The 23,748-nt window shown below is 63.0% G+C and carries 20 protein-coding genes; 13 read left to right on the top strand and 7 right to left on the bottom strand.

From position 1 onward, the window contains the following. Window positions 1-11: 11 nt before the first annotated feature. The 6 genes from KIP88_RS00725 to KIP88_RS00700 form a co-directional block, all read right to left on the bottom strand. The gene (locus tag KIP88_RS00725) at window positions 12-1,817 is read right to left on the bottom strand and encodes a gamma-glutamyltransferase family protein (protein ID WP_214485910.1); all 1,806 of its coding nucleotides are present in this window, start codon (window positions 1,815-1,817) and stop codon (window positions 12-14) included. Window positions 1,818-1,920: 103 nt separating this feature from the next. After that, window positions 1,921-2,919 carry an ABC transporter ATP-binding protein gene (locus KIP88_RS00720; RefSeq protein ID WP_214485909.1) on the bottom strand — a complete coding sequence of 333 codons (999 nt, stop codon included), beginning with the start codon at window positions 2,917-2,919 and terminating at the stop codon, window positions 1,921-1,923. After that, on the bottom strand, window positions 2,916-3,914 hold the full coding sequence (locus KIP88_RS00715; protein ID WP_214485908.1) for an ABC transporter ATP-binding protein: 999 nt from the start codon (window positions 3,912-3,914) through the stop codon (window positions 2,916-2,918). Before KIP88_RS00715 ends, KIP88_RS00720 begins: the two co-directional genes overlap by 4 nt. Then, window positions 3,911-4,882 carry an ABC transporter permease gene (locus KIP88_RS00710; RefSeq protein WP_214485907.1) on the bottom strand — a complete coding sequence of 324 codons (972 nt, stop codon included), beginning with the start codon at window positions 4,880-4,882 and terminating at the stop codon, window positions 3,911-3,913. Before KIP88_RS00710 ends, KIP88_RS00715 begins: the two co-directional genes overlap by 4 nt. A gap of 12 nt (window positions 4,883-4,894) precedes the next feature. Beyond that, a complete protein-coding gene (locus tag KIP88_RS00705) occupies window positions 4,895-5,875 on the bottom strand; it encodes an ABC transporter permease (protein WP_214485906.1) in 981 nt (326 codons plus the stop codon). Window positions 5,876-6,081: 206 nt separating this feature from the next. Beyond that, window positions 6,082-7,689, bottom strand: coding sequence for an ABC transporter substrate-binding protein (locus tag KIP88_RS00700; RefSeq protein ID WP_214485905.1), 1,608 nt, complete (start codon window positions 7,687-7,689; stop codon window positions 6,082-6,084). 197 nt (window positions 7,690-7,886) lie between these two features. On the opposite strand from KIP88_RS00700, the gene KIP88_RS00695 reads away from it, so the two are divergent. From KIP88_RS00695 to KIP88_RS00665, 7 genes are all read left to right on the top strand, one after another. Then, on the top strand, window positions 7,887-9,140 hold the full coding sequence (locus tag KIP88_RS00695; protein ID WP_214485904.1) for an FAD-binding oxidoreductase: 1,254 nt from the start codon (window positions 7,887-7,889) through the stop codon (window positions 9,138-9,140). Between the two features lie 97 nt (window positions 9,141-9,237). Then, a complete protein-coding gene (locus KIP88_RS00690) occupies window positions 9,238-9,477 on the top strand; it encodes a DUF6489 family protein (protein WP_214485903.1) in 240 nt (79 codons plus the stop codon). A 66-nt stretch (window positions 9,478-9,543) separates the two neighbouring features. Then, complete coding sequence (locus KIP88_RS00685; RefSeq protein ID WP_249790483.1) at window positions 9,544-10,278, top strand: triacylglycerol lipase; 735 nt, start codon at window positions 9,544-9,546, stop codon at window positions 10,276-10,278. Window positions 10,279-10,433: 155 nt separating this feature from the next. After that, window positions 10,434-11,981, top strand: coding sequence for a wax ester/triacylglycerol synthase family O-acyltransferase (locus KIP88_RS00680; RefSeq protein WP_214485901.1), 1,548 nt, complete (start codon window positions 10,434-10,436; stop codon window positions 11,979-11,981). Between the two features lie 9 nt (window positions 11,982-11,990). After that, entirely contained in the window at window positions 11,991-12,986 is a 996-nt protein-coding gene (locus KIP88_RS00675; protein ID WP_214485900.1) for an alpha/beta fold hydrolase, read from the top strand. Between the two features lie 184 nt (window positions 12,987-13,170). Further along, window positions 13,171-16,407, top strand: a complete 3,237-nt coding sequence (locus tag KIP88_RS00670; protein WP_214485899.1) for a bifunctional cytochrome P450/NADPH--P450 reductase — start codon at window positions 13,171-13,173, stop codon at window positions 16,405-16,407. Window positions 16,408-16,548: 141 nt separating this feature from the next. Beyond that, a complete protein-coding gene (locus KIP88_RS00665) occupies window positions 16,549-17,223 on the top strand; it encodes a spermidine synthase (protein ID WP_214485898.1) in 675 nt (224 codons plus the stop codon). Between the two features lie 150 nt (window positions 17,224-17,373). Here KIP88_RS00665 and KIP88_RS00660 read toward each other — a convergent pair whose 3' ends face one another. Then, entirely contained in the window at window positions 17,374-18,288 is a 915-nt protein-coding gene (locus tag KIP88_RS00660) for an alpha/beta fold hydrolase (protein WP_214485897.1), read from the bottom strand. 168 nt (window positions 18,289-18,456) lie between these two features. On the opposite strand from KIP88_RS00660, the gene KIP88_RS00655 reads away from it, so the two are divergent. The 6 genes from KIP88_RS00655 (at window position 18,457) to KIP88_RS00630 (ending at window position 23,706) form a co-directional block, all read left to right on the top strand. Continuing rightward, on the top strand, window positions 18,457-18,837 hold the full coding sequence (locus KIP88_RS00655; protein ID WP_214485896.1) for a hypothetical protein: 381 nt from the start codon (window positions 18,457-18,459) through the stop codon (window positions 18,835-18,837). Further along, window positions 18,834-19,916, top strand: coding sequence for an alpha/beta fold hydrolase (locus tag KIP88_RS00650; protein ID WP_214485895.1), 1,083 nt, complete (start codon window positions 18,834-18,836; stop codon window positions 19,914-19,916). The genes KIP88_RS00655 and KIP88_RS00650 overlap by 4 nt, the downstream gene beginning before the upstream one ends. After that, window positions 19,913-20,506, top strand: a complete 594-nt coding sequence (locus KIP88_RS00645; RefSeq protein ID WP_214485894.1) for a GNAT family N-acetyltransferase — start codon at window positions 19,913-19,915, stop codon at window positions 20,504-20,506. The genes KIP88_RS00650 and KIP88_RS00645 overlap by 4 nt, the downstream gene beginning before the upstream one ends. Before the next feature lie 260 nt (window positions 20,507-20,766). Then, window positions 20,767-21,243, top strand: coding sequence for a phasin (locus KIP88_RS00640; protein WP_214485893.1), 477 nt, complete (start codon window positions 20,767-20,769; stop codon window positions 21,241-21,243). Between the two features lie 219 nt (window positions 21,244-21,462). Continuing rightward, complete coding sequence (locus tag KIP88_RS00635; RefSeq protein WP_214485892.1) at window positions 21,463-22,746, top strand: DUF445 domain-containing protein; 1,284 nt, start codon at window positions 21,463-21,465, stop codon at window positions 22,744-22,746. 189 nt (window positions 22,747-22,935) lie between these two features. Next, entirely contained in the window at window positions 22,936-23,706 is a 771-nt protein-coding gene (locus KIP88_RS00630; RefSeq protein ID WP_214485891.1) for a triacylglycerol lipase, read from the top strand. The last annotated feature ends 42 nt before the right edge of the window (window positions 23,707-23,748 follow it).

The following is a 23,748-nucleotide window of genomic DNA, read 5'->3' as shown; positions in this document are numbered from 1 at the left end:
CTCTTCTCTAATTATCGTCCCGCCGCGTAGCCCTGCATGCCCCTGGGATTGGCGGCGGCACGGCGGCGGCGGCCAACTTTGGAGGCGGCAGTCAGGCGACCTTCCGACCAGTCGGGACCGATCTCGACGACGTGGCCGCGGCTCTTCAGGGTATCGATGGTCGCCTTCGGCACGCGGTTCTCGACCACGAGCACGCCGGGGCGCGCGGTGCGCGGCCAGAACGAGATCGGGAAATGTTCGGAGTGCCACGCGGGCGCGTCGATCGCCTCCTGCAGGTTCAGCTTGGCGTGCACATGCCGCAGGAAGAATTGCGTGGTCCATTGATCCTGCTGGTCGCCACCGGGCGATCCCCACGCCATGTACGGCTCGCCGTCGCGATAGCACATGGTAGGCGAGAGCGTGGTGCGCGGGCGCTTGCCTGGCGCGAGCGCCGCGGGGTGATCTTCTTCCAGCCAGAACATCTGCGCGCGGCTGCCGAGGCAGAAGCCGAGTTCGGGAATGACCGGCGAGGATTGCAGCCAGCCACCGGACGGCGTCGCCGAGACCATATTGCCGGCCTGGTCGATGATGTCAAAATGCACGGTGTCGCCGCGCACTTCGCCGAAGCGGCCGACGGTCGGCTCGCCCGCGCCCATGGCGCCAACGGCCTCGCGGTGGCCTTCTGCGCGGCGCAGTTTTACCACCGAGCCAAAACCTTCGACCGAGCCCGGGATGAAATCGAGCGAGGCCTTGTCCCTGGAGATCAGCTTGCGGCGCTCGTCATTGTAGGCGTCCGACAACAAGGTCGTGATCGGGATGTCAGTGAATTTCGGGTCGCCATAAAATTTCTCGCGATCGGCGAAAGCAAGCTTGGCGCATTCGATCTGCAGATGGATGAAGTCGGGGCCGGCGGGATCGAGCCCGTCGAGTTCAAAACCCTTCAACAGCGCGAGCTGTTGCAGCATGACCGGGCCCTGGCTCCATACACCGGGCTTGCAGACGGTGTAGCGGCCATAGTCGTAAGTGAGCGGCGCCTCGACGGTCGGCTGCCAGCGCGCCATGTCGTCGGCGCTTAGCACGCCGCGATGCGGCGAGCCGGAGACGTCCATCACTTCCTGGGTGCGGCAGAACTTGTCGATCGCCTCCGCCACGAAGCCGTGAGACCAGGCTTTGCGCGCACGCTCGATCTGCGCGACGCGGTCGGAGCCGGCGCTCTCGGCCTCCTTGAGAATGCGGGCGTAAGTTTCGGAGAGCTGCTTGTTGGTGAACAGCGTGCCGGGCCTGGGCACCTCGTTGTTCGGCAGGTAGACGGCGGCCGATGTCTTCCAGTGATTACGGAACAATTTCTCGACGACCTGGATAGTCGCCGCGGCTCGCTCGACCAGCGGATAGCCGTCGCGCGCATAGGCGATCGCGGGCTCCAGCACATCGCGCAGCCGCATCGTGCCGTAGTCGCGAAGCAGCAGCATCCAGGATTCGAACGTGCCGGGCACGCAGGCGGCCAAGAGTCCAGTGCCGGGCACCATTTCCAGGCCTTCGCTCTTGTAATGCGCGATGGTGGCCTTGGCAGGTGCGGGGCCCTGGCCGCAGATCACCTCGGTGCGGCCGCGCTTGGTGTCATGCACAATGATCGGAACGTCGCCGCCGGGACCGTTCAGATGCGGCTCGACGACCTGCAGCGTGAAGGCGGTAGCAACCCCGGCGTCGAAGGCGTTGCCGCCTTTTTCCAGAATGCCCATGCCGACCGCGGTGGCGATCCAGTGCGTCGAGGTCACGACACCAAAGGTGCCTTCGATTTCCGGCCGGGTGGTGAACGGATCGGGATTGATGTTGCTCATGGGAATCCAATGCCGTGTTGGTATCGCGGTGCGCGCGCACTTGACCACAGGCGAGGCTGGATGCCAACCACTGGGATGCCACGCATTGCACCCATCTCCGTGATCATACCAAGACTGTGGTCTCAACCGGATGGTTGACGGCATGGCAGGCGACGCCGTCGATCAGGACGGGCGCTTCCTTCCGGCAGAGATCGAACGCCAGCGGGCAGCGCGGGTTGAAGGCGCAGCCGGGCGGCGGATGGATCGGATTGGGGATTTCGCCCTTGACTGGAATTCGCTGGCGGCCGGACATCGCGAGATCGGGAACGGCGCCCAGCAGCATCTTGGTGTAGGGCATCCGCGGATTGGCGAACAGCTCGCGACCCTCGGCAATCTCGACGATGCGGCCAAGATACATCACGCCGATCCTGGTCGCCATGTGGCGGACCACGGCCAGGTTATGGCTGATCAGGAGGTAGGTCAGCCCAAACTTGTCCTGCAGGTCGCGCATCAAATTGAGGATCTGCGCCTGCACGGAAACGTCCAGCGCCGAGGTTGGCTCGTCGCAGACGATGAATTCGGCTTCAGATGCCAGCGCGCGCGCGATCGCGATACGCTGGCGCTGGCCGCCGGAGAATTCATGCGGATATTTCAGGCCGTCGTCGGGGTGCAGGCCGACGACGCTCAACAATTCGCCGACGCGCGCGCGGATATCGCGCTCGCCCTGGATCAGGTCGAAGGCGCGGATCGGCTCGGAGACGATGGCATCGACCCGAAAACGCGGATTGAGGCTCGCGTAAGGGTCCTGGAAGATCATCTGGATGCGGCGGCGCAGCCGCTGCCGCGCCTGGGCCTGCCTCGCATTCGTCATCGATACGCCATCGATGATCACTTCGCCCGAGCTTGGCGGCAGCAATCCCACCACCATCCGCGCCACGGTGGTCTTGCCCGAACCGGACTCGCCGACGAGCGCGAAGGTTTCGCCCTTCCTGATATCGAAGGTCACGCCGTCGACGGCCTTCAGGAATTCCAGATGGCCGCCTTCCAGCACACGGTTGAGCCACGGTTTTGAGACGTCGAACACGCGGCGCAGATTTCTCACATCGACAAAGGAGGCCGTCATGCCGCGGTCTCCTTCGCGGTTTCGTTTGGCGCGGTGTCGTAGAGATGGCAGGCCACCGCGTGCGAGCCTTGCTTGAGCGGTTCTGGCCGTTCGACGCGGCAACGGTCGAACGCAAAGGCACAGCGCGGATTGAACGAGCAGCCCGGCGGGATTGCCGACAGCCGCGGCATCGAGCCGGGAATCTGCACCAGCCGCTTGTCTTCGCCGGCCAGCGTCGGAATCGCGCCCATCAGTCCCTTGGCGTAGGGGTGGAGGGGGTTCTGCACGACGTCCTGCACCGGGCCGATCTCGGCGATCCGGCCCGAATACATCACGGCGACCCGGTCGGAGGTTTCGGCGATCACGCCCATGTCGTGGGTGACCAGCATGACGGCGGTGCCGTGATCGCGCCCGAGGCGCTTGATCAGCGAAATGATCTGGGCCTGCACGGAGACGTCGAGCGCAGTGGTTGGTTCATCCGCGATGATCAGCTCCGGCTCGGCGCAGATCGCGAGCGCGATCACGACGCGCTGGCGCATGCCGCCGGAGAATTCGTGCGGATAGGCGTCGATGCGTTTCTCGGGGGCGGGGATTCCGACCTCGGCCAGGAGATCGATGGCGCGCTTGCGCGCTGCCGTCTCGGACAGATTCAGGTGGGTCCGGATCGTCTCGACGATCTGGTCACCGATCCGGTAGAGCGGATTGAGGCTGGTCAGCGGATCCTGGAAGATCATCCCGATTCGTTTGCCCCGGATGCGGCGGATTTCTTCCGGCGGCAGGTGATCGATCCGCGTTCCCGACAGATAGATCTCGCCGCCGGCGATGCGGCCGGGCGGATCGATCAGCCCGATGACGGCTAGTCCCGTGACTGATTTGCCGGCGCCGGACTCGCCGACCACGCCGAGCACTTCGCCCTTGGCGATGTCGAAGGAGACGCCGTTGATCGCGTGCAGCGTGCTGCGGCGGGTGAGGAATTCCACCTCGAGATTACGCACGGAGAGGACGGGAACTGTCATCGGAGCTTTGGATTGAGCGCGTCGCGCAGCCAGTCGCCGAGCAGGTTGATGGCGAGGATCAGCCCCGCCAGCGCAATGCCGGGGAAGGCCACGATCCACCATTCGCCGGCGAACAGGTAGTTGTTGCCGATCCGGATCAGGGTGCCGAGCGAGGGCATGGTGTCGGGCATGCCGGCGCCCAGGAACGACAGCGTCGCCTCGGTGATGACGGCGAGCGCGAGGTTGATGGTTGCGATCACGAGGATCGGTCCCATCGTGTTCGGCAGCACGTGCCGGAAGATGATCTTGGGTGCGGGGAGGCCGATCAGCTGCGCGGCCGCGACATAGTCCTTGTTCTTCTCGACCATGACCGAGCCGCGCACGGTGCGGGCATACTGCACCCAGAAACTCAAGCCGATCGCGACCACCAGCACCGCCAGCGTACTCATGGCGTCCAGCCGGTTACCGAACACGGATTTGGCAACGCCATTGACCAATAGCGCGATCAGGATCGCGGGGAAGGTGAGCTGCACGTCGGCGATACGCATGATCAGCCCGTCGACCGCGCCGCCGACATAGCCCGCGATCAGGCCAAGCGTGATGCCGAGCGCGGCGGCAAAGATAACGCCGAGCACGCCGACCACGAGCGAAATCCGCAAGCCGTAAAGAATGGCGGAAAACACATCACGGCCCTGTTCGTCGGTGCCGAGCAGGAACGGGCTCTGGCCGTCGGCGGTCCACAGCGGCGAGATCCGCGAATTCATCAATTGCAGTTGCGCCGGATCGAACGGGTTCTGCACCGCGAGCTGGGAAGCAAAGACCGCCAGCAGGAAGAACAGGAGCGTCACGGCCGCCGCTACCATGGTCATTCGGGAGCGGCGGAACGAATAGAAGATGTCGCTGTCGAGCGCGCGCTTCAACCAGCCTGTGCCGGAGCGCGCTCGCGGCGCGCTGGGCTCTACTCGGTGTGGGACGACGGCGTCGGACATTGGGCGTCTCGTTTAGGCCGGACGGCTGATGGTCGAGCGCAGGCGCGGATCGACGATGGTGTAGAGGATATCGACCACCAGATTGATGGTGACGAAAATCAGCGACACCATCAGCAGGTAGGCCGCCATGATCGGGATATCGACATTTTGCACCGCCTGCACGAACAACAATCCCATACCCGGCCACTGGAAGACGGTTTCGGTGATGATGGCAAATGCAATTACCGAGCCAAATTGCAGTCCTGCCACAGTGATGACCGGAACCAGCGTGTTCTTCAGCGCATGGCCGAAATGGATGGCGCGTGTGGTCAGGCCGCGGGCGCGGGCGAAGCGGATGTAGTCGGTGCGGAGCACTTCGAGCATTTCAGCGCGCACCAGCCGCATGATCAGGGTCATCTGGAATAAGCCCAGCGTGATCGAGGGCATGATCAGCGCCTTGAGGCCGGAAAGCGTGAGCAGACCGGTGGTCCACCATCCGATCCGGACCACGTCGCCGCGGCCGAATGAAGGCAGCCAGCCCAGCGTCACCGAGAACAGATAGATCAGGAGAATGCCGATCAGGAACGTCGGCAACGAAATTCCGATCAGCGACACCGCCTGGAATATCTTGGTCAAGAACGTGTCGCGTCGCAGCGCCGAATAGACCCCCATCAGGATGCCGAACACCATGGCGAAGACGGTCGCGCAGGCGGCGAGCTCCAGCGTCGCCGGCATCCGCTCCATCAACAGGTTCGAAACCGGCTGGCGGAATTGGTAGGAGACGCCGAACTTGAACTGCGCGGCATTGGCGAAGTAGCGGGCGAACTGCACCGGCACGGGATCGTCGAGGCCGAGAGACTTGCGCACCGCCTCGCGTTCAGCGGCCGGCGTATCCAAGGAGACGATCTGGTTAACAGGGTCGCCGGCGAAGCGGAACATCGAGAACGCGATGACGCCGACCGCGATCATGACGCCGATGGCCTGGATAGCGCGGCGAAGAGTGAAAGCGAGCATGGATTCCTTTCACTGCTCTCTAGAGCATGCTTCAACTGAGTTGAATCATGCTCGTCGGTCATCTTCTTGTTTGAGCATGATCTTTTCGGAAAACCGGTACCCACTTTTCCGGATCATGCTGTAGATGCGGCGGCGTACGTCGCTGTCGCCTCGAAAGGAAAAGTCCCGGAAGCCGCTAAGCCCGCCGGGACCTGTTTGACGCCTGACTAGTCCTGTTTGGTCGCCCAGTACAGCAGGACCTGATTGTCGGCGCGCTGGCTCAGCTTGACTTTTTTCGACACGCCCCAAGCCAGCGCCTGCTGGTGCAGCGGGATATATCCAAAGTCCTTGGCGCCGATTTCGTATGCTTGCTTGATCAGGAGGTCGCGCTTGCTCATGTCGGACTCCTGCAGCACCTTGTCGGTAAGCTCGTCGAGCTTCTTGTTGCAGTAGCCACCGAGATTGCCCTCGCCGCGGCTGGACTTCGGATCGTCACGGCATCCCATGATGTCGAACAGGACGTTGTGGGAGTCGAGCGTGCCGGGAGTCCAGCCGAGCAGGTAGAATGAGGTCTGGTAGCCGCCGGGCTTCAGCACCTTGGCGAAATATTGCGCCTTGGGCTGGGCCAGCAGCGTCACCTTGACGCCAATGCGGGCCAGCATGCCGACGACCGCCTGACAGATCGCGGCGTCGTTGACGTAGCGGTCGTTCGGGCAGTCCATCGTGACTTCGAAGCCATCGGGATAACCGGCTTCGGTCAGAAGCTTCTTGGCGCCGTCGGGATCGAGTTTCGGCCGCGTGAAGTCACCGGAGAGCTTGAACAGTTGCGGCGCGATCATCAGCGGCGAGGGCGTCGACAGGCCGCGCATGACGCGGGTCTTGATCAGTTCGATGTCGACGGCCTTGAAGAAGGCCTCACGCACCTTGACGTCCTTGAACGGGTTCTTGCCCTTGACGTTGGAATAGAGCAGTTCGTCGCGCACCTGATCCATGCCGAGGAAAATCGTGCGAAGCTCCGGTCCCTTCAGCACCTGGGCGGTCGGGGTGGAATCCACCCGCGAAATATCCTGGATCGGAACCGGCTCGATGACATCGACTTCGCCCGAGAGCAGGGCGGCCACGCGCGTGGCGTCCGAGCCGATCGGCGTGAAGATGATTTCTTTCAGGTTATGTTCGGGCTTGCGCCACCAGTTCGGGTTGGCCTTGAACACGGTCTTGACGCCGGGCTGATGGCTTTCGATCGAGAAGGCGCCGGTGCCGTTGGCGTTGAGCGAGGCAAAGCTCGGTGTCGTAGCCGCTGCGGGCGTCGGGTCGATGGAATTGTTCGCCTCGGCCCATTTCTTGCTCATGATGTACCAGGTATCCCATTGCGAATTGAGAATGGGATTTGGCGAGGTCAGGACGAAGTCCACCGTGTAATCGTCGACCTTGACGACCTTGGCGTCGGTGGGAATGCGCGTCTGCAGGTTCGAGCCTTTTTTGCGAACGCGATCGGCCGAGAAAACAACGTCGTCGGCGGTGAAGGGATCGCCGTTCTGGAACTTCACGCCCTTGCGCAAATGGAACCGCCAGCGGGTCGGCTCCGGCGTCTCCCAGCTTTCCGCCAATGCCGGGATGATCTTCAGGTCCCTGTCGCGGGCCACCAAGCCTTCGAAGACATGGCCGAGATGGGCGTGGGTGGTGCTCTCGTTCAGCGTGTACGGGTCGAGCGATTTGAGATCGCCCTGGTTGGCGTAGCGCAGGGTCTGGGCCGATGCCGGCACCATTGCCAAGGCCGTCGTTAAGGCAAGGATCGTAGCCGTAGCCGCTGCAAACAAATTCTGACGTACCGACATTTGTTCGATTTCCCCACTTTGATCAGCAATTTCTGCGCCTAACGGCGGATATTGCCGAGCCATGTTGCCAAAGTCCAGCCGCCGCGCAAGCATCATTATCCCGCACCGCGTGCCAGTTTGCGCGGCGGTGCGGTATTGACTAGCTTCACCATAAGCCGTGCGCGCAAGCACGTTACATTAAACTTTCGGAGTGCCGGATGGCGGAACTGAAGGCCGACGTTCTCGTCCTGGGTGCGGGCATGGTCGGCGTGAGCGCCGCCTTGCACCTGCAGAAGCGCGGCAGGAACGTGGTTCTGATCGACCGGCATGAGGTTGCCGGCGAGGAAACCAGTCATGGCAATGGCGGACTGATCGAATGCGCCTCGGTCTTTCCGTATATGTTTCCGCGGGATTTGGGCCAGATCCTGCGCTACGCGTTCCTTCGCGCGCCCCAGGTGCGTTACCATTTCAAGGACTTGCCGGACTTCCTGCCGTGGCTGGTACGCTATTTCCTCGCCTCGTCGCCGCAGCGTGCACTGCACAGTGCGATGGCCGAATTGCCGTTGATCCAGCGCAGCCTGATCGAGCATGAGGCGTTGATCGCGGAAGCCAACGTGCCGGAGCTGTTGCGGCGGACCGGCTGGATCAAGCTGTTTCGCTCCGAGGCGACGCTTGCGAGCGCGGTGCAGGATCTGGAGCGCGCCCGGCAATATGACGTCGAGGGCGAGGTTCTCGACGCTCCGGCGATTATTGCGCGCGAGCCGCATCTGACCGGCGATTTCAGCGGCGCAATCCATTTTCCGGCACCGGGCTTCGTGCCGGATCCCGGCGGCCTGGCCAAAGCCTATTCGGCGCTGTTCGGCCGCAAGGGCGGGCGATACCTGGTCGGTGACGCACGAACGCTCGAACAATCCTCCGGAAGGTGGCGGGTGGCGACGCTGGAAGGCACGATCACGGCACGCGAGGTTGTGGTGGCGATGGGACCGTGGTCCGATCAGATCTTCGCGCCGCTCGGCTATTCAATCCCCCTGCAGGTCAAGCGCGGCTATCATTTGCATCTCAAGCCGAGCGGCAATGCGGTGCTGCACCATCCCGTGCTGGACACCGACCTCGGCTATCTGCTGGCGCCCATGAACCGGGGCATTCGTCTGACCACCGGTGCCGAGTTCGCCCACCGCGATGCGCCGCCGACGCCGGTCCAGGTCGAGCGGGCGCTGCCACGGGCGCACAAGTTGTTCCCACTGGGGGCGCCGGTCGACGCCGCGCCGTGGAAGGGCGCGCGCCCCTGTCTGCCCGATATGTTGCCGGTTATCGGCAAGGCTCCTCGCCATAGCGGGCTATGGTTCAATTTCGGCCACCAGCACCACGGCCTGACGCTCGGACCCGCAACCGGCCGCCTGCTGGCCGAAATGATGACCGGCGAGACCCCGTTTGCCGACGCCAGGCCCTTTGCCGTCGAGCGCTTTGGTTGACCATATCGGGAATTGAGAGGGCCGGTGCCCGGCTCGTGTCCTTGCGCGATCAGGGCTATCGTGGCGATACTGCAAGAAGCCAGCAAGAGGAGCGGTCATGAAAGTTAACGTCGAAATAGATTGCACGCCGCTGGAGGCCAGGCAGTTTTTTGGATTGCCTGACGTCTCGCCGATGCAGACCGCCGTGATGGACAAGATGCAGCAGCAGGTGATGGCCAATATCGAAAAGGTTTCTCCGGAATCGCTGATCCAGAGCTGGTTCACGTTCGATCCGAAGCTCGCCGAACGGTTCCAGGACATGTTCGTGACCATGGCTGGCCTTGGCGGCAAGAAGTAAGTGGCGAACGCGGAGGGCGCGGCAGTGACGGACGAGCAAAGGCTCCGGCCGCCGAGCCTGTTCCTGATGCTGGCCGAAACGAGGGCCTTGTTCGAGCTGAACTCGAGCCTGCTGCTATCGCCGCTATTGATGCGCGCGCCGAAGGGCGACGGGCATCCGGTGCTGGCGTTGCCGGGCTTTCTCGCCAGCGATCTCTCGATGGCGCCGATGCGGCGCTACCTGAAAGAACTCGGCTACGATACCTACGCGTGGAACATGGGCCGCAATTTCGGCGGCATCGCTTCCAGGCGCGGCGCGTTGCGCGAGCTCCTGCGGCGCACCCATGAATCGACCGGCCGCAAGGTCAGCCTGGTCGGCTGGAGTCTCGGCGGCGTCTATGCGCGCGATCTCGCCCTGCAGATGCCGGACATGGTGCGCTCGGTGATTACGCTCGGCAGTCCGTTTGCCAACGACATCCGCGCGACCAACGCCACGCGGCTCTATGAGGCGCTGACGGGGGAGACCGTCGACGACAATCCGGAAATCCGACAGGCGATCGCCGGCGACCTGCCGGTGCCGGCGACCTCGATCTATTCCCGTACCGACGGCATCGTGAACTGGCACACCAGCCTGTTGCGTCCCTCCGAAACCGCCGAAAATATCGAGGTGCACCTTGCCAGCCATATCGGGCTCGGCGTCAACCCCGCAGCATTGTGGGCGGTGGCGGACCGTCTGGCGCAGGCCGAGGGGGAATTTAAGCATTTTGACCGATCAGGACCATTTGCCATTGCCTACGGCCCCCCGGAAAATGCACAATCCTGAGCCAACGCCCTGTGCTTAGGGCATAATCCCGAAAGATCCCGCCCCGCAATTGATGCGGGATGGTGAGAGGTTTTCGGATATGCTCCAATAACAAAGACATTCTAGACGCCAGAAGCGCCGACAAGGCGCCGCGTTTTCTACTGCGGGAGGAAAATATGGCGGACGCCAAGAAACTGTCTTCGATGGACGCGTCGTTTCTGTATCTGGAAACGCCCGAGATGCCGATGCATGTCGGGAGCATGGCGATCTTCCGCCTGCCGGAGAACTATAACGGCAACTTCTTCGAGGACTTCAAGGCGATGATCGCCTCACGGCTGCACATCGCGCCGATCCTCAAAGCCCGTCTGGAAAAGGCCCCGCTCGATATCGATCATCCGTCCTGGGTCGAGGACGACCAGTTCGACATCGACCGACACATTTTCCGCGGCAGCCTTCCGGCGCCGTATGACCGCGCCACGCTGGAGCGCATCGTCGGCTGGATGCACGCGAAACTCCTGAATCGCGCCCGGCCACTCTGGGAGTTCTATGTCTTCGAGGGCATGAAGGACAATGAGATCGGGCTCTATTCCAAGATGCACCATGCCTGCATCGACGGCGGCGCAGGCGCGGCGCTGACCAACATGATCTATGACGTCACCCCGGTGCCGCGCGTGGTCGAGAAGCCCGTTCCGCAGGCCAAGGGCGGCAACGAGCCGCGCGACATCGCCGCCAACCTGATCGATTCCTACCAGCAGCTCTGGCGCCAGCCCTTCGATGGCTCGTCGACGCCGAAGACCCTCGACCTGCCGCGCTCGGGCAAGAGCGATCTCGGATCGATCCTGTTCGACAACGCCATGTTCCAGATCGAGAGCGCGGTGAAATTCGCCGGCAGCATTCCCTCGATGCTCAAGAGCGTCTCCGACGTGGTCGGCAAGATCTCCGATCCGAAGTCGCGCGACAGCATCGCCGGCATGGTTTCGCCGCCGACGATTTTGAACAAGGCGATTTCGTCGGAGCGTAGTTTCGCAGGCACCTCGATTTCACTGTCGCGCGCCAAGGCGGTCGCCAAGGCATCCGGCGGCAAGCTCAACGACGTGGTGCTGGCGCTCTCGTCGGGTGTGGTCCGGCGTTATCTGCTGGAACGGGGCGCCTTGCCCGCGAAGTCGATGACGGCAGCGGTGCCGATCTCGCTGCGAGAGGAGGGCAACACCGAGGCCAACAACCAGGTGTTCGGCATGATCTGCTCGATCGCCACCAATATCGAGGATCCCAAGGAGCGGCTGGAGGCGATCATCGCGCAATCCACCAAATCCAAGGAGATGTCGCATCCGTTGCGGGCCTTCATGCCGCAGGTCTCGAACGTCTCGATGCTCGGCGCGCCGATCCTGGTGCAGATCATGGCGCTGCTCTACAGCCGCTCGGACCTGTCGAACGTGTTGCCGCCGTCCGCCAACATCACGGTATCAAACGTGCCGGGGCCGCGGCAGACGCTGTACGCCGCGGGTGCGGAATTGCTGCACATCTTCCCGGTGTCGATCTCGACTCACGGGATCGCGCTCAACATCACCGTGCAGAGCTACCGCGACCAGCTCGATTTTGGCTTCATCGCGGGCGCCAACATCATTCCGCATGTCCAGCTTATGTGCGACATGCTCCCTCGCGAATTTGAAGCGCTGGAGACGGCGTTCGCGCCGCCGCCCAGCATGACCAGCGCTGCTGAATAGGGGCTGGTGATGATTGAAATGCCGCCGCTGCAGTTCGCCCAGGTGAACGGTATTCGCATGGGCTATTACGAGGCGGGGCCTAGCTCCGACAAGCCTCCGGTCATCCTGTGCCATGGCTGGCCGGAGATCGCGTTTTCATGGCGTCACCAGATCAAGGCCTTGAGCGAGGCCGGCATCCGGGTCATCGCGCCGGATCAGCGCGGCTATGGCGCGACCGACCGACCCGAGCCGGTCGAGGACTACGACATGGAGCATCTGACCGGCGACCTCGTCGGACTGCTCGACCATCTCAAGATCGACAAGGCAATCTTCGTCGGCCACGACTGGGGCGGTTTTATTGTCTGGCAGATGCCGTTGCGCCATCTCGACCGCGTCGCCGGCGTCGTCGGGGTCAACACGCCGCACTGGGATCGCGCCCCAGCCGATCCGATCGAGCTGTTTCGTCAGCGCTTCGGCGACAAGATGTACATTGTGCAATTCCAGGACCCTGGCCGCGAGCCTGACAGGATTTTCGCAAGCCGCGTCGAGCAGACCTTTGATGCTTTCATGCGCAAGCCGGTGGCGCGCCCCGAAGGTACGCCGGAGGAACAGCCGATTGCCGGCGTCGGCGCGTCGGCGCGGCTCAATCTGGCGTTTCCGCAGATGATCGCGAATTACGATGCTAAGCACGATCCACGCACGCCGATCCTTTCGGCGGAGGAAAAGAAGGTGTTCGTGGATACCTTCACCAAAACCGGTTTCACCGGCGGCATCAACTGGTACCGCAATTTTTCGCGCAACTGGCAACGCTCGAAAGGCCTCGACCATACCGTCCGCGTGCCGTCGCTGATGATCATGGCCGAGAACGATGCGGTGCTGCCGCCATCGGCTGCCGACGGCATGGAGAAGCTCGTTCCCGATCTGGAGAAATATCTCGTGCGGGACAGCGGTCATTGGACGCAGCAGGAAAAGCCGGACGAGGTCAGCGCCAAGCTGATCGAATGGCGTAAGAAGCGGTTTGGTTAGGGCACACAGGACAGCAAGCCGTCATTGCGAGGAGCGCAGCGACTTATGCGGTCATTCCGGGGCGATGCGAAGCATCGAACCCGGAATCTTGAGATTCCGGGTCTGGTCCTTCGGACCATCCCGGAATGACAAAGCAAGAGATTTCTCGCAATGACGGTTGAGGCAGGCAGGAGATACTTCGACAATGGCGTCGACTAACAAACTAAACCCGATACCGCATCCGCCGAAAAAGCCCGTTGTCGGCAACATGCTGTCGCTGGATCCCAACGCGCCGGTGCAGCATCTGGTGCGGTTGACCAAGGAGCTGGGGCCGATTTTCTGGCTGGACATGATGGGCGCGCCACTCGTCATCGTTTCCGGCCACGATCTCATCGACGAGCTCTCCGACGAAAAGCGCTTCGACAAGGCGGTGCGCGGCTCGCTGCGCCGTGTCCGCGCCGTCGGCGGCGACGGTCTGTTCACCGCCGACACCAATGAGCCGAACTGGAGCAAGGCGCACAACATCCTGCTGCAGCCGTTCGGCAACCGCGCGATGACGTCCTATCATCCGAGCATGGTCGATATCGCCGAGCAGCTCGTGAAGAAATGGGAGCGGCTGAACGGCGACGAGGAGATCGACGTTGTCCACGACATGACCGCGCTGACGCTCGACACCATCGGCCTCTGCGGCTTCGACTACCGTTTCAACTCGTTCTATCGCCGCGACTATCACCCGTTCGTCGAATCGCTGGTGCGCTCGCTCGAGACCATCATGATGACACGCGGCATTCCGCTGGAAGGCCTGTGGCTGCAGAAGCGCCGCCGCGACCTCGCGCTGGATGTCGCCTTCATGAACAAGATGGTCGACGAGATCATCGCCGAGCGCCGCGGCAATGCAGAGGCCGCCGAGGGCAAGAAGGACATGCTCGGCGCCATGATGACCGGCGTCGATCGTGCCACCGGCGAGCAACTCGACGACGTCAACATCCGTTATCAGATCAATACATTCCTGATCGCGGGCCACGAGACTACCAGCGGGCTCCTGTCGTGCACGATCTATGCGCTGCTGAAGCATCCCGAGGTGTTGAAGAAGGCCTACGAAGAAGTCGACCGGGTGCTCGGGCCCGATATCAACGCAAAGCCGACCTATCAGCAGGTCACGCAGCTCACTTACATCACGCAGATATTGAAAGAGGCGCTGCGGCTGTGGCCGCCGGCGCCGGCCTATGGCATCGCGCCGCTTCAGGACGAGACGATTGGTGGCAAGTACAAGCTGAAGAAGAATACCTTCGTCACGGTGCTCGTGATGGCGCTGCACCGCGACCCCAGCGTCTGGGGGGCGAACCCGGATGCCTTCGATCCCGAGAATTTCAGCCGCGAGGCCGAGGCCAAGCGCCCGGTCAACGCCTGGAAGCCGTTCGGTAACGGCCAGCGCGCCTGCATCGGCCGTGGCTTTGCGATGCACGAGGCGGCGCTCGCGATCGGCATGATCCTGCAGCGCTTCAAGCTGATCGATGTCAATCGCTACCAGATGCACCTGAAGGAAACGCTGACGATCAAGCCCGACGGCTTCAAGATCAAGGTGCGGCCGCGCGCCGACAAGGATCGCGGCGCCTTCGCCGGCCGGGCAGCGGTGGCCGTGGCCGCCTCGAACGCGGCGGCACCGCAGGCGCGGACCCGTCCGGGGCACAACACGCCGCTATTGGTGCTCTACGGTTCCAACCTTGGCACGGCGGAAGAGCTGGCGACGCGGGTGGCTGACCTCGCCGAGGTCAACGGCTTTGCGACCAAACTCGGCGCGCTTGACGATTATGTCGGCAAGCTGCCGGAGGAGGGCGGGCTGCTGATCTTCTGCGCTTCCTACAACGGCGCCGCCCCTGATAACGCCACGCAGTTCGTCAGATGGCTGGACGGCGGCCAGCCGAAGGATGCGCTCGCCAAGGTGCGTTACGCCGTGTTCGGCTGCGGTAACAGCGACTGGGCGGCGACCTATCAATCCGTGCCGCGCATGATCGACGAGCAGTTGGCGGCGCATGGCGCGCGCAGCCTCTATGCCCGCGGCGAGGGTGATGCCCGCAGCGATCTCGACGGCCAGTTCGAAAAATGGTTTGCGACGGCTGCACCCGCGGCGATGAAGGAACTGGGCGTCGATTCCAGCTTCGCCCGCAGCGCCGACGACGCGCCGCTCTATTCGATCGAGCCGGTGGCGCCCTCTGCCGTCAACGCACTCGTTGCGCAGGGCGGCGTTGCGCCGATGAAAGTGTCGGTCAATTCGGAATTGCAGAACAAAAGCGGCGCCAATCCTTCCGACCGCTCGACCCGGCATATCGAGGTGCAGTTGCCGCCCGGCATCACCTATCGCGTCGGCGACCATCTCAGCGTCGTCCCGCGCAACGATCCGGCGCTGGTGGATTCCGTGGCCCGCCGCTTCGGCTTCCTGCCGGCCGACCAGATCCGCCTGCAGGTCGCCGAAGGCCGCCGCGCGCAATTGCCGGTGGGCGATGCCGTATCGGTCGGGCGATTGCTGACCGAGTTCGTGGAGCTGCAGCAGATCGCGACCCGCAAGCACATCCAGATCATGTCGGAACACACGCGCTGTCCCGTCACCAAGCCGAAGCTGCTGGCCTATGTCGGCGACGACGCTGCTTCCACGGAGCGTTACCGCTCGGACGTTCTGGACAAGCGCAAATCCGTATTCGATCTGATGGAGGAACATCCGGCCTGCGAACTGCCGTTCCACGCCTATCTGGAAATGCTGTCGCTGCTGGCGCCGCGCTATTATTCGATCTCGTCGTCGCCATCAGGCGATCCGGCGCGCTGCAGCGTCACCGTCGGCGTCGTCGAGGCGCCCGCCAGTTCGGGCCGTGGCGTCTACAAGGGCGTGTGCTCGAACTATCTTTCCGGCCGCCGCGTCGGCGACAGCGTGCATGCCACCGTGCGCGAGACCAAGGCCGGCTTCCGCTTACCCGATGATCCGACCCAACCCGTCATCATGATCGGCCCCGGCACGGGGCTGGCGCCGTTCCGCGGCTTCCTGCAGGAGCGCGCGCACCGCAAGGCGCAGGGTGCCAAGTTGGGCCCGGCGATGCTGTTCTTCGGCTGCCGTCATCCCGATCAGGATTTTCTCTATGCCGATGAATTGAAGGCCTTTGCCGCCGACGGCATTGCCGAGCTGCACACCGCGTTCTCGCGCGCCGACGGGCCGAAGACCTATGTGCAGCATCTAGTCGCCGCACAGAAGGACCGCATCTGGAGCCTGATCGAGCAGGGCGCGATCGTTTACGTTTGCGGCGACGGCGGCAAGATGGAACCCGACGTCAAGGCCGCGCTGGTTGCGATCTATCGCGAAAAGTCCGGCGCCGACGCCGAGGCCGGCCTGCGCTGGATCGACGATCTCGGAACCAAGAACCGGTATGTGCTCGATGTGTGGGCGGGCGGATAGGTTTTCTTCGTAGGTGGGCAAAGCGCAGCGTGCCCACCGTCTCTCCGAAATCGTTGGCGTCCATGGTGGGCACGCTTCGCTTTGCCCACCCTACGGCCCTTCGTTAGCGGCGACATCGCGCAATCATGCTAAAAGCTCCGCATGATTCCCTGGGAAAAACTCGACACCGCCCGCATTCCCGGCACCGACGATGAACTCCGGCTCATGCGCCGCGGCAAGGAGTTCTCCATCATGCTCGGCACTAACGAGCTGATGAACAGCCGCCTTTCGGGGTCGGAAGCCGCACTTGCGACGCTTGCGGCGAAGAAGATCGAAAAGGTTGCAGAACCTCATTTGCTCATCGGCGGCCTCGGCATGGGTTTTACATTGCGTGCCGCGCTTGCTGTACTCGGCAGCAAGGCGCAGATCGTGGTGGCCGAACTGGTACCGGCGGTCGTCGCCTGGGCACGCGGCCCGATGGCGGAAATTTTTGGCGACAGCCTGAGTGATTCTCGCGTGAGTATCCGGGAAGCCGATGTTACCGAAATCATCCGCGCTCACCGGTCGAAATTCGACGCCATTCTGCTTGATGTCGACAATGGACCGGAAGGGCTGACTCGCAAGGGCAACGACGCGCTCTACAGTGCAACCGGACTGAAAGCGGCGCACGTGGCGCTGCGGCCGGGCGCTGTGTTGGCCGTCTGGTCTTCGGGCCCCAATCCAGCGTTCGCAAAGCGCCTTCGCGGTGCAGGTTTTGAGGTCAACGAAGTTGCCGTGCGCGCGACAGGACGGGGCGGCGGCGCGCGCCACGTCATCTGGATTGCTACGAAGAATTGAGTCGTTGAAATTAATTCTCGCCGTCGTCCCTGCGAAAGCAGGGACCCATACGCCGCGGCCCGGCTGATGAAAGGCGGTGGTTGACGCCTCGCTTAACTCACGACGCCCTGTGGTTATGGGTTCCTGCATTCGCAGGAACGACGAGAGAGCTCACGCCGCCTTCGCCGCAGCTCCATGCGCATGCTTGTCAATCGCCTCGATGATTTGCGGCCACATCGGGATCGGCAAGGCATGGCCCATGCCTTCGATCATCAGCAGCTTTGCGCCGGGGATCGACGCCGCGGTGTCCTTGCCGCCTTCGGGGCGCACCAGCGGATCGACCGTGCCGTGAATGACGAGCGTCGGCACCTTCACTTGAGCCAGGCGCTCCTTGCGGCTGCCGGAGGCCAGCACGGCGCGCAACTGCCGGCCGACGCCGGCCGGATTGAGGCCGCGCTCATAGGTGCGGGCCGCACGCGCCGGATCCAGCGCTTCGTCTTCCGGGAACGAGCCGACGCGCAGCACTTTCCAGGTTTTGGCGAAGCGTGCGAAATACTCTTCCTTGGTGGCGGGCGGCGGCGCCATCAGCACGGCGGCGGCTTCACGAGTCGGCGACGGTATTTTGGGATTGCCCGTGGTCGACATGATCGAGGTCAGCGAACGCACCCGCTGCGGGAACGATAGCGCGATTTCCTGGGCGATCATGCCGCCCATCGAGGCGCCGACCAGATGCGCCGACTTGATGCCGAGCACGTCCATCAGGCCGACCGTGTCCTTGGCCATGTCGATCAGCCGGTAGGGGGCTGCGACCGGAATTTTCAGGAACCGGAGCTTGAGCAGCTCGAACGGGGTCAGGCGCTTGCCGCCGGAAAGATGCGAGGATTTGCCGATGTCGCGGTTGTCGAAGCGGATCACGCGAAAACCGCACGCGGCAAGCTGGCGGCAGAAATCGTCGTCCCAATGGATCATCTGGGCGCCGAGCCCCATGATCAAGAGCAGCGGTTCCGCGGCCGGATCGCCGAAGATTTCGTAGCAGATGTCGATGCCATTGGCGCGAGCGATCTGTGGCGGCTGATGAGCGAGCATCGCGTTTTGTCTTCCCTTGGGTGACCTGAGCTTTGAGTAACTATGGCACGGTTTCCTGCACCGCAGAAGGCTTTGCGGCGGTTGACCGGCCCGCCGCAACGGTGTGGTATGGGGCCAAATACAAGCGAAGCGTGACAAGCGCTCGTAACCGTGAGGGAGAGGGCGCCTATGGCCGACAAAGGCAACGATCCTGCCGTGATCTGGCAGACCATGCTCGGGGAGATGGAAAAGGGGTTCAACTCCTTCGCCAACCAGGCGATGGCGTCGCCTGAATTCTCCAAGGTGATGAATCAGGTCGGCGGCGTATCGGCGGGCGCGCAGAAGCAGCTGGGCGAGCTGATGGAGAAATATCTGCTCGCGATGAATCTGCCGAGCCGGGCGCAGATGGTTGGGATGGCCGAGCGGCTGCAGTCGATCGAAGGCCAGCTCAACGAGATCAAGGCGATGCTGCATCAGGTGCATCATAACTCGCTGTCACCGGACAGCGGTCTTGGCACGCCGCGGCCGCCGCGCACCAAAACTCCGCCACCGGAGGGAGGGCAAAAATGAACGCTCCCGCAGGCCTCGATCTCGCCTCCATCTCGGAGCGGGTCCAGTCCGAAGTGCAGCGCGCGATCCAGCGCAGTATCAAGGGCGTCGAATACATTGCTTCATCGGGCCCAGCGCTCGGCTCGACGCCAAAGGACATTCTCGCCGTCCGCGGCACCATGAACCTCTATCACTACCGGCCGATCGCGGATGAAATCTACCGCATTCCGATCCTGATTGTGATGGCGACCACCAACCGCGGCTACATCCTCGACATGGTGCCGGGCCAGAGCTTTATCGAGTTTCTCCTGAAGCGCGGCTACGACGTTTACATGCTGGACTGGACCGCGCCGAAGCCGGAAGAAAAAAGCCTCGGGATGGAGGACTACGTCCTCGACTTCATCCCGGATTGCGTCCGTCGCGTGCAGCAGGATTCCGGCGAGCAAGACGTCAACGTGATCGGCTACTGCTTCGGCGGCGTGCTGTCGCTGTTGTACGGCTCGATCTTCAACGACGGGCCGATGAAGAACCTGATCTGCTTCACCACGCCGATCGATTTCCGCGAGATGAAGCTGTTTTCGAATTTCTCCGACCGGCGCTATTTCGATGTCGATCGCCTCGTCGACAGCGTCGGCAACGTGCCACCGGAAATGATCCTGTCCTCATTCGAGATGCTGCGGCCGGCGTCGCGCGCGGTCAGCCAGGTGCAATTGTGGGAGAACATCTGGAACGACGAATACGTCAAGGCCTACCGGATGATGGATCGCTGGGGCACGGACACCTTGCCGCTGGCCGGCGAGTACTTTCGCACTATTACCAAGGACCTGATGTGGGACAACAAGCTGTTCAACGACACCATGACCGTCGGCGGACGCGCGGCCGATATTTCCAGGATCAAAGTGCCGATCCTGCATGCGGTCGCCGAGCACGATCACATCGTGCCGTATGACGCGGCAAAACATCTGATCGCCAAGGTCGGCTCAACGGACAAGGAAGAGGTGATGCTCAAGGGCGGTCACGTCAGCCTCGTCGCCGGTGCCAACGCGATCAAACGGCTATGGCCGAAACTGGACTCCTGGCTAGGTAAGAGATCAACATGAGCGAGACACGTTCCTATCCGCGCCACGTCAAGACCGACGCCGGCGACATCGAATTTCGCCTGATGGCGCGCAGCGACGAGGCCGCGGTGCTGGCTTTTGCGCAAAAGCTCCCGACGCATGACCTGCTGTTCCTGCCGCGCAACATCAGCCAGCCAAAGGTGCTGTCGGCCTGGATCAACGAGATCGAGCGCGGTGCGATCGTGAGCCTGGTGGCGATCAAGGGCGGGGCGGTGGTCGGCTGCGGCACGCTGGTGCGCGATCCGCATTCCTGGTCGCCCCATGTCGGCGAGATCCGGATGGTGGTGTCGCAGGATGTCCGCGGGCAGGGCGTCGGCCGGGCGCTGTCCCAGGAGACCTTCGCGCTGGCCTTGGGGGCCGGGCTGGAAAAGCTGTCGGTGCAGATGACGGTCGACCAGCAGGCGGCGATCGCCCTGTTCGAAAGCCTCGGCTTCAAGGCCGAGGCCCTGCTGCGGGACCACGTCCGGGACGTCGATGGCAAGAAGCACGACATCGTCGTGCTCGGGCATAATGTGGCGCAGGTGCGGGCACAGATGGAAGCCTATGGGCTGCCGGGGGCGGTCCAGCACTGACCGGCCGGACACCGCCCGGACAAAAACTCGCAAAACAACCCCATGCAAACTAGAGGGGCGGCTCCGGCATTAGACTAAAGTGGAACTTTTGCCGGTTCAGTGGGCAAGGCGCCCATCCATCCATCAATTCACAGATTTGTGATATCGCGCTGCAACATTGATGTTGCGTCGCACCATTAACTATGGCACAACGATCTCGCCCCGGGCCAATCCGGACGGGGTGAGCCCATAGCTCAAACCTGAGGATGGAGAGACCCCCAATGACCACCGAAACCAATTCCGTGCTGAACACCGTCAAGGAAGCCTTCGCGCCCGTCACCGAGGCGTTCACCAAGCTCCAGAACCTGGAAGTTCCGGAAGCTGCCCGTGAGTTCGTGAAGAAGCAGGCCGAGACCGCCAAGGTTCGCGCCGCCGACATGCATGCCGGCTCCGAGAAGGTCACCGCCGCCATCGAGACCGCCGTTGCCGGTTCGGTTTCCGAGGCTGCCAAGATCAGCCGCAACATCCAGCAGGCGTTCTATCAGGACGCGGAAGCGTTCTTCGCCGGCATCGACAAGCTCGCTTCGGCCAAGTCGCTGAGCGAAGCCGCCCAGATCCAGTCGGACCTGGCCCGTGCGCGTGGCGAAGTGTTCGTCTCGCGGGCGAAGGCCACGACCGAATATCTCGGCAAGCTCGTCACCGAGGGTGCCAAGAACGCGCAGGACAACTTCGCCAAGGTCTACTCCAAGACCGCCTGAACGCGATCCGCCTGACAACTGCATTTTCGAAGGCCCGCTTTGGCGGGCTTTCTTTTTGTCGGGTCTCTTCATAGATCAACGTTGCATCCTCCTCCGTCATTGCGAGGAGCGAAGCGACGACGCAATCCATCTTTCCATCCGCGGTGAGATGGATTGCTTCGCTGCGCTCGCAATGACGGGATAGGCTGACACGGGCGCGAATCTTCTTCGAAAGCCGTCATGACCCTTCCCGCCACCTTCATCGACACTCCCGCCGACGCCGCCCGCGCCGCCGAGCTGCGGCGCGTGAAGTTGCTGGCGACGCTGGTGCTGGTAGCAACATTTGCCATCTTCCTCGGCGCGAAGGCGTTGGTGCCGATGCATCCGGCGTTCGGCTTCATCGCGGCCTTTGCCGAGGCCGCCACCATCGGCGGCCTCGCCGACTGGTACGCGGTGGTAGCCCTCTTCAAAAGGCCGCTGGGACTGCCGATCCCGCACACGGCAATTATCCAGAGCAACCAGCACCGCATCGCCGAAAAGCTCGGCGAATTCATCGAGGTGCATTTCCTCGAATCTGCCCCCGTCGAAGCCAAGCTGCGGCAGATCGATTTCGGCTCGTTTATCGCCGACTGGCTGCGCGACCGCAAGCGCAGCGAGGATCTTGCGCGCTTTGCGCTGCGGCTGTTGCCTGAGGCGGTCGCCGCGACCGAGAACTCTGGCCTGATGACCTTCGTCAGCCGCCGCATCACCGCGCAACTAATGGCGATCGATCTGGCGCCGCTTGCCGCCGGAACGCTGCGGGCGTTCGTGAAGGAGGGCCGGCATCAGGGGCTGCTCGACGATCTCCTGCGCGGCGTGCATCAAACGATGACGCAGGCCGAGACCATGGCGATGATCCGCGAAAAGATCCGCGCCGAATTGCCGACGCTTCTAAAACTTTATCGCGCCGACAAATTTCTCGTGAACAAGATCGTGGCATCAGCTAGCGCGTTCTTCGAGGAAGTCCGCAACGATCCCGCGCATCCGTTTCGCGGCGAGTTCGACCGCATGGTGCTGACCTTCGTCGACCGGCTCGGCACCGATCCGGTCTATGCCGAGCGCATCCAGGGCCTGAAGCGCGATCTCTTGGCGCGGCCCGAACTGACCAGCCTGGCGCGTCACATCTGGGAGAATGCGCGCACCTTCTTCGAGCGCAGCGCGTCGGGCGAGACGCAGGTGCTGGAGCAATATCTGGTGCGCATGTTCGTGACGGCAGGCGAGGCGCTGGCCGGCGACGCCGAACTACGCGCCGAAATCAACCAGGGCCTGGTTGCCGTGCTGCGAACGGTCGTCGCTGAACAGAAGAGCGGCGTCTCGACGTTCATCTCCGACCAGGTGAAGTCATGGGACATGGGGCAGTTGATCTCGCTGATCGAAATCAACATCGGCCGCGACCTGCAATACATCCGCTTCAACGGCTCGCTGATCGGCGGGCTTGCGGGGCTGGCGTTGTACACCCTCGAGTATCTGCTGCGGCTGTTGTGACTATTTAATCACGTCAACGCTTTTAGTTATCCCAAGTGTGATCTCGCCCGCTTGCAAGAGCAAAACCGGTTCCTTAGCTTTTTATGGAGCCATGTTGCGCTGCGGAACGATTCTGCTGCGTCTGCGTCTACTTAACTGAACCAGTGGCCGGCTGCCGCGACGTAAGGGGCCGACCCGAGAGGAGACATAATGTCCGTTGCTGCACAGACGCTTTCGCCGCCGTCCAGAACCCTGATGTTTCTGGAGGGGCGAGCCATTTCCGAGTTGGGTGCGTTTCTTGGTGCATTGCCGCTCCTGAGCCTCGCGCCGCGTGGCGATGGTCATCCGGTGCTGGTGCTGCCCGGGCTTGTTGCATCAGACACTTCCACGCGTCCGCTGCGCAGCTTCCTGAAGAGCCGCGGCTATGCGGTCTCGGGCTGGCGCCAGGGCCGCAATCTCGGACTGCGCCACGGCGTGCAGAACGCGATGGTCGATCTCGTGCACGAGTTGAACGACATGCACGGCCGCAAGGTCTCGCTGGTCGGCTGGAGCCTCGGCGGTCTGTACGCGCGCCAGCTGGCCAAGATGATGCCGGACCGCGTGCGCTCGGTGATCACGCTCGGCAGCCCGTTTGCCGCCGGACCGAAGGCGACCAACGCCTGGCGCGTCTACGAGATGGCAAGCGGCCGCCGCGCCGACGAAGAGGACGCCCGTTTCGGCGGAGCGCTGTCCGGCACGCCGCCGGTGCCGACCACCGCGATCTTCAGCCGCACCGACGGCGTCTGCGCCTGGCAAGGCTGCATGGAGAAGACGTCAGCGACATCAGAGAGCATCGAGGTCGAGAGCAGCCATTGCGGCATGGGCCATCATCCGGCCGCCGTCTATGCGGTCGCCGACCGCCTGGCGCAGCCGGAAGGCGAATGGGCTCCGTTCGATCGAAGCGGCTGGCGCAGCCTGGTTTATCCGAATCCGCATCGGTAGACCTCATTCCGGGCCATGGTTCGAGACGCGCGGCTCTGCCGC

Origin of the sequence: Bradyrhizobium sp. SRL28 (assembly GCF_018596315.1) — a bacterium.
GTDB lineage: Bacteria > Pseudomonadota > Alphaproteobacteria > Rhizobiales > Xanthobacteraceae > Bradyrhizobium.
This window is presented reverse-complemented; position numbering and strand designations above follow the sequence as displayed.

What these genes read in the sequence shown, in the direction of transcription:
- KIP88_RS00725 (WP_214485910.1), bottom strand. Translation starts at nt 1,817, where the DNA reads ATGAGCAACATCAATCCCGATCCGTTCACCACCCGGCCGGAAATCGAA.
- KIP88_RS00720 (WP_214485909.1), bottom strand. Translation starts at nt 2,919, where the DNA reads ATGACGGCCTCCTTTGTCGATGTGAGAAATCTGCGCCGCGTGTTCGAC.
- KIP88_RS00715 (WP_214485908.1), bottom strand. Translation starts at nt 3,914, where the DNA reads ATGACAGTTCCCGTCCTCTCCGTGCGTAATCTCGAGGTGGAATTCCTC.
- KIP88_RS00710 (WP_214485907.1), bottom strand. Translation starts at nt 4,882, where the DNA reads ATGTCCGACGCCGTCGTCCCACACCGAGTAGAGCCCAGCGCGCCGCGA.
- KIP88_RS00705 (WP_214485906.1), bottom strand. Translation starts at nt 5,875, where the DNA reads ATGCTCGCTTTCACTCTTCGCCGCGCTATCCAGGCCATCGGCGTCATG.
- KIP88_RS00700 (WP_214485905.1), bottom strand. Translation starts at nt 7,689, where the DNA reads ATGTCGGTACGTCAGAATTTGTTTGCAGCGGCTACGGCTACGATCCTT.
- KIP88_RS00695 (WP_214485904.1), top strand. Translation starts at nt 7,887, where the DNA reads ATGGCGGAACTGAAGGCCGACGTTCTCGTCCTGGGTGCGGGCATGGTC.
- KIP88_RS00690 (WP_214485903.1), top strand. Translation starts at nt 9,238, where the DNA reads ATGAAAGTTAACGTCGAAATAGATTGCACGCCGCTGGAGGCCAGGCAG.
- KIP88_RS00685 (WP_249790483.1), top strand. Translation starts at nt 9,544, where the DNA reads ATGCTGGCCGAAACGAGGGCCTTGTTCGAGCTGAACTCGAGCCTGCTG.
- KIP88_RS00680 (WP_214485901.1), top strand. Translation starts at nt 10,434, where the DNA reads ATGGCGGACGCCAAGAAACTGTCTTCGATGGACGCGTCGTTTCTGTAT.
- KIP88_RS00675 (WP_214485900.1), top strand. Translation starts at nt 11,991, where the DNA reads ATGATTGAAATGCCGCCGCTGCAGTTCGCCCAGGTGAACGGTATTCGC.
- KIP88_RS00670 (WP_214485899.1), top strand. Translation starts at nt 13,171, where the DNA reads ATGGCGTCGACTAACAAACTAAACCCGATACCGCATCCGCCGAAAAAG.
- KIP88_RS00665 (WP_214485898.1), top strand. Translation starts at nt 16,549, where the DNA reads ATGATTCCCTGGGAAAAACTCGACACCGCCCGCATTCCCGGCACCGAC.
- KIP88_RS00660 (WP_214485897.1), bottom strand. Translation starts at nt 18,288, where the DNA reads ATGCTCGCTCATCAGCCGCCACAGATCGCTCGCGCCAATGGCATCGAC.
- KIP88_RS00655 (WP_214485896.1), top strand. Translation starts at nt 18,457, where the DNA reads ATGGCCGACAAAGGCAACGATCCTGCCGTGATCTGGCAGACCATGCTC.
- KIP88_RS00650 (WP_214485895.1), top strand. Translation starts at nt 18,834, where the DNA reads ATGAACGCTCCCGCAGGCCTCGATCTCGCCTCCATCTCGGAGCGGGTC.
- KIP88_RS00645 (WP_214485894.1), top strand. Translation starts at nt 19,913, where the DNA reads ATGAGCGAGACACGTTCCTATCCGCGCCACGTCAAGACCGACGCCGGC.
- KIP88_RS00640 (WP_214485893.1), top strand. Translation starts at nt 20,767, where the DNA reads ATGACCACCGAAACCAATTCCGTGCTGAACACCGTCAAGGAAGCCTTC.
- KIP88_RS00635 (WP_214485892.1), top strand. Translation starts at nt 21,463, where the DNA reads ATGACCCTTCCCGCCACCTTCATCGACACTCCCGCCGACGCCGCCCGC.
- KIP88_RS00630 (WP_214485891.1), top strand. Translation starts at nt 22,936, where the DNA reads ATGTCCGTTGCTGCACAGACGCTTTCGCCGCCGTCCAGAACCCTGATG.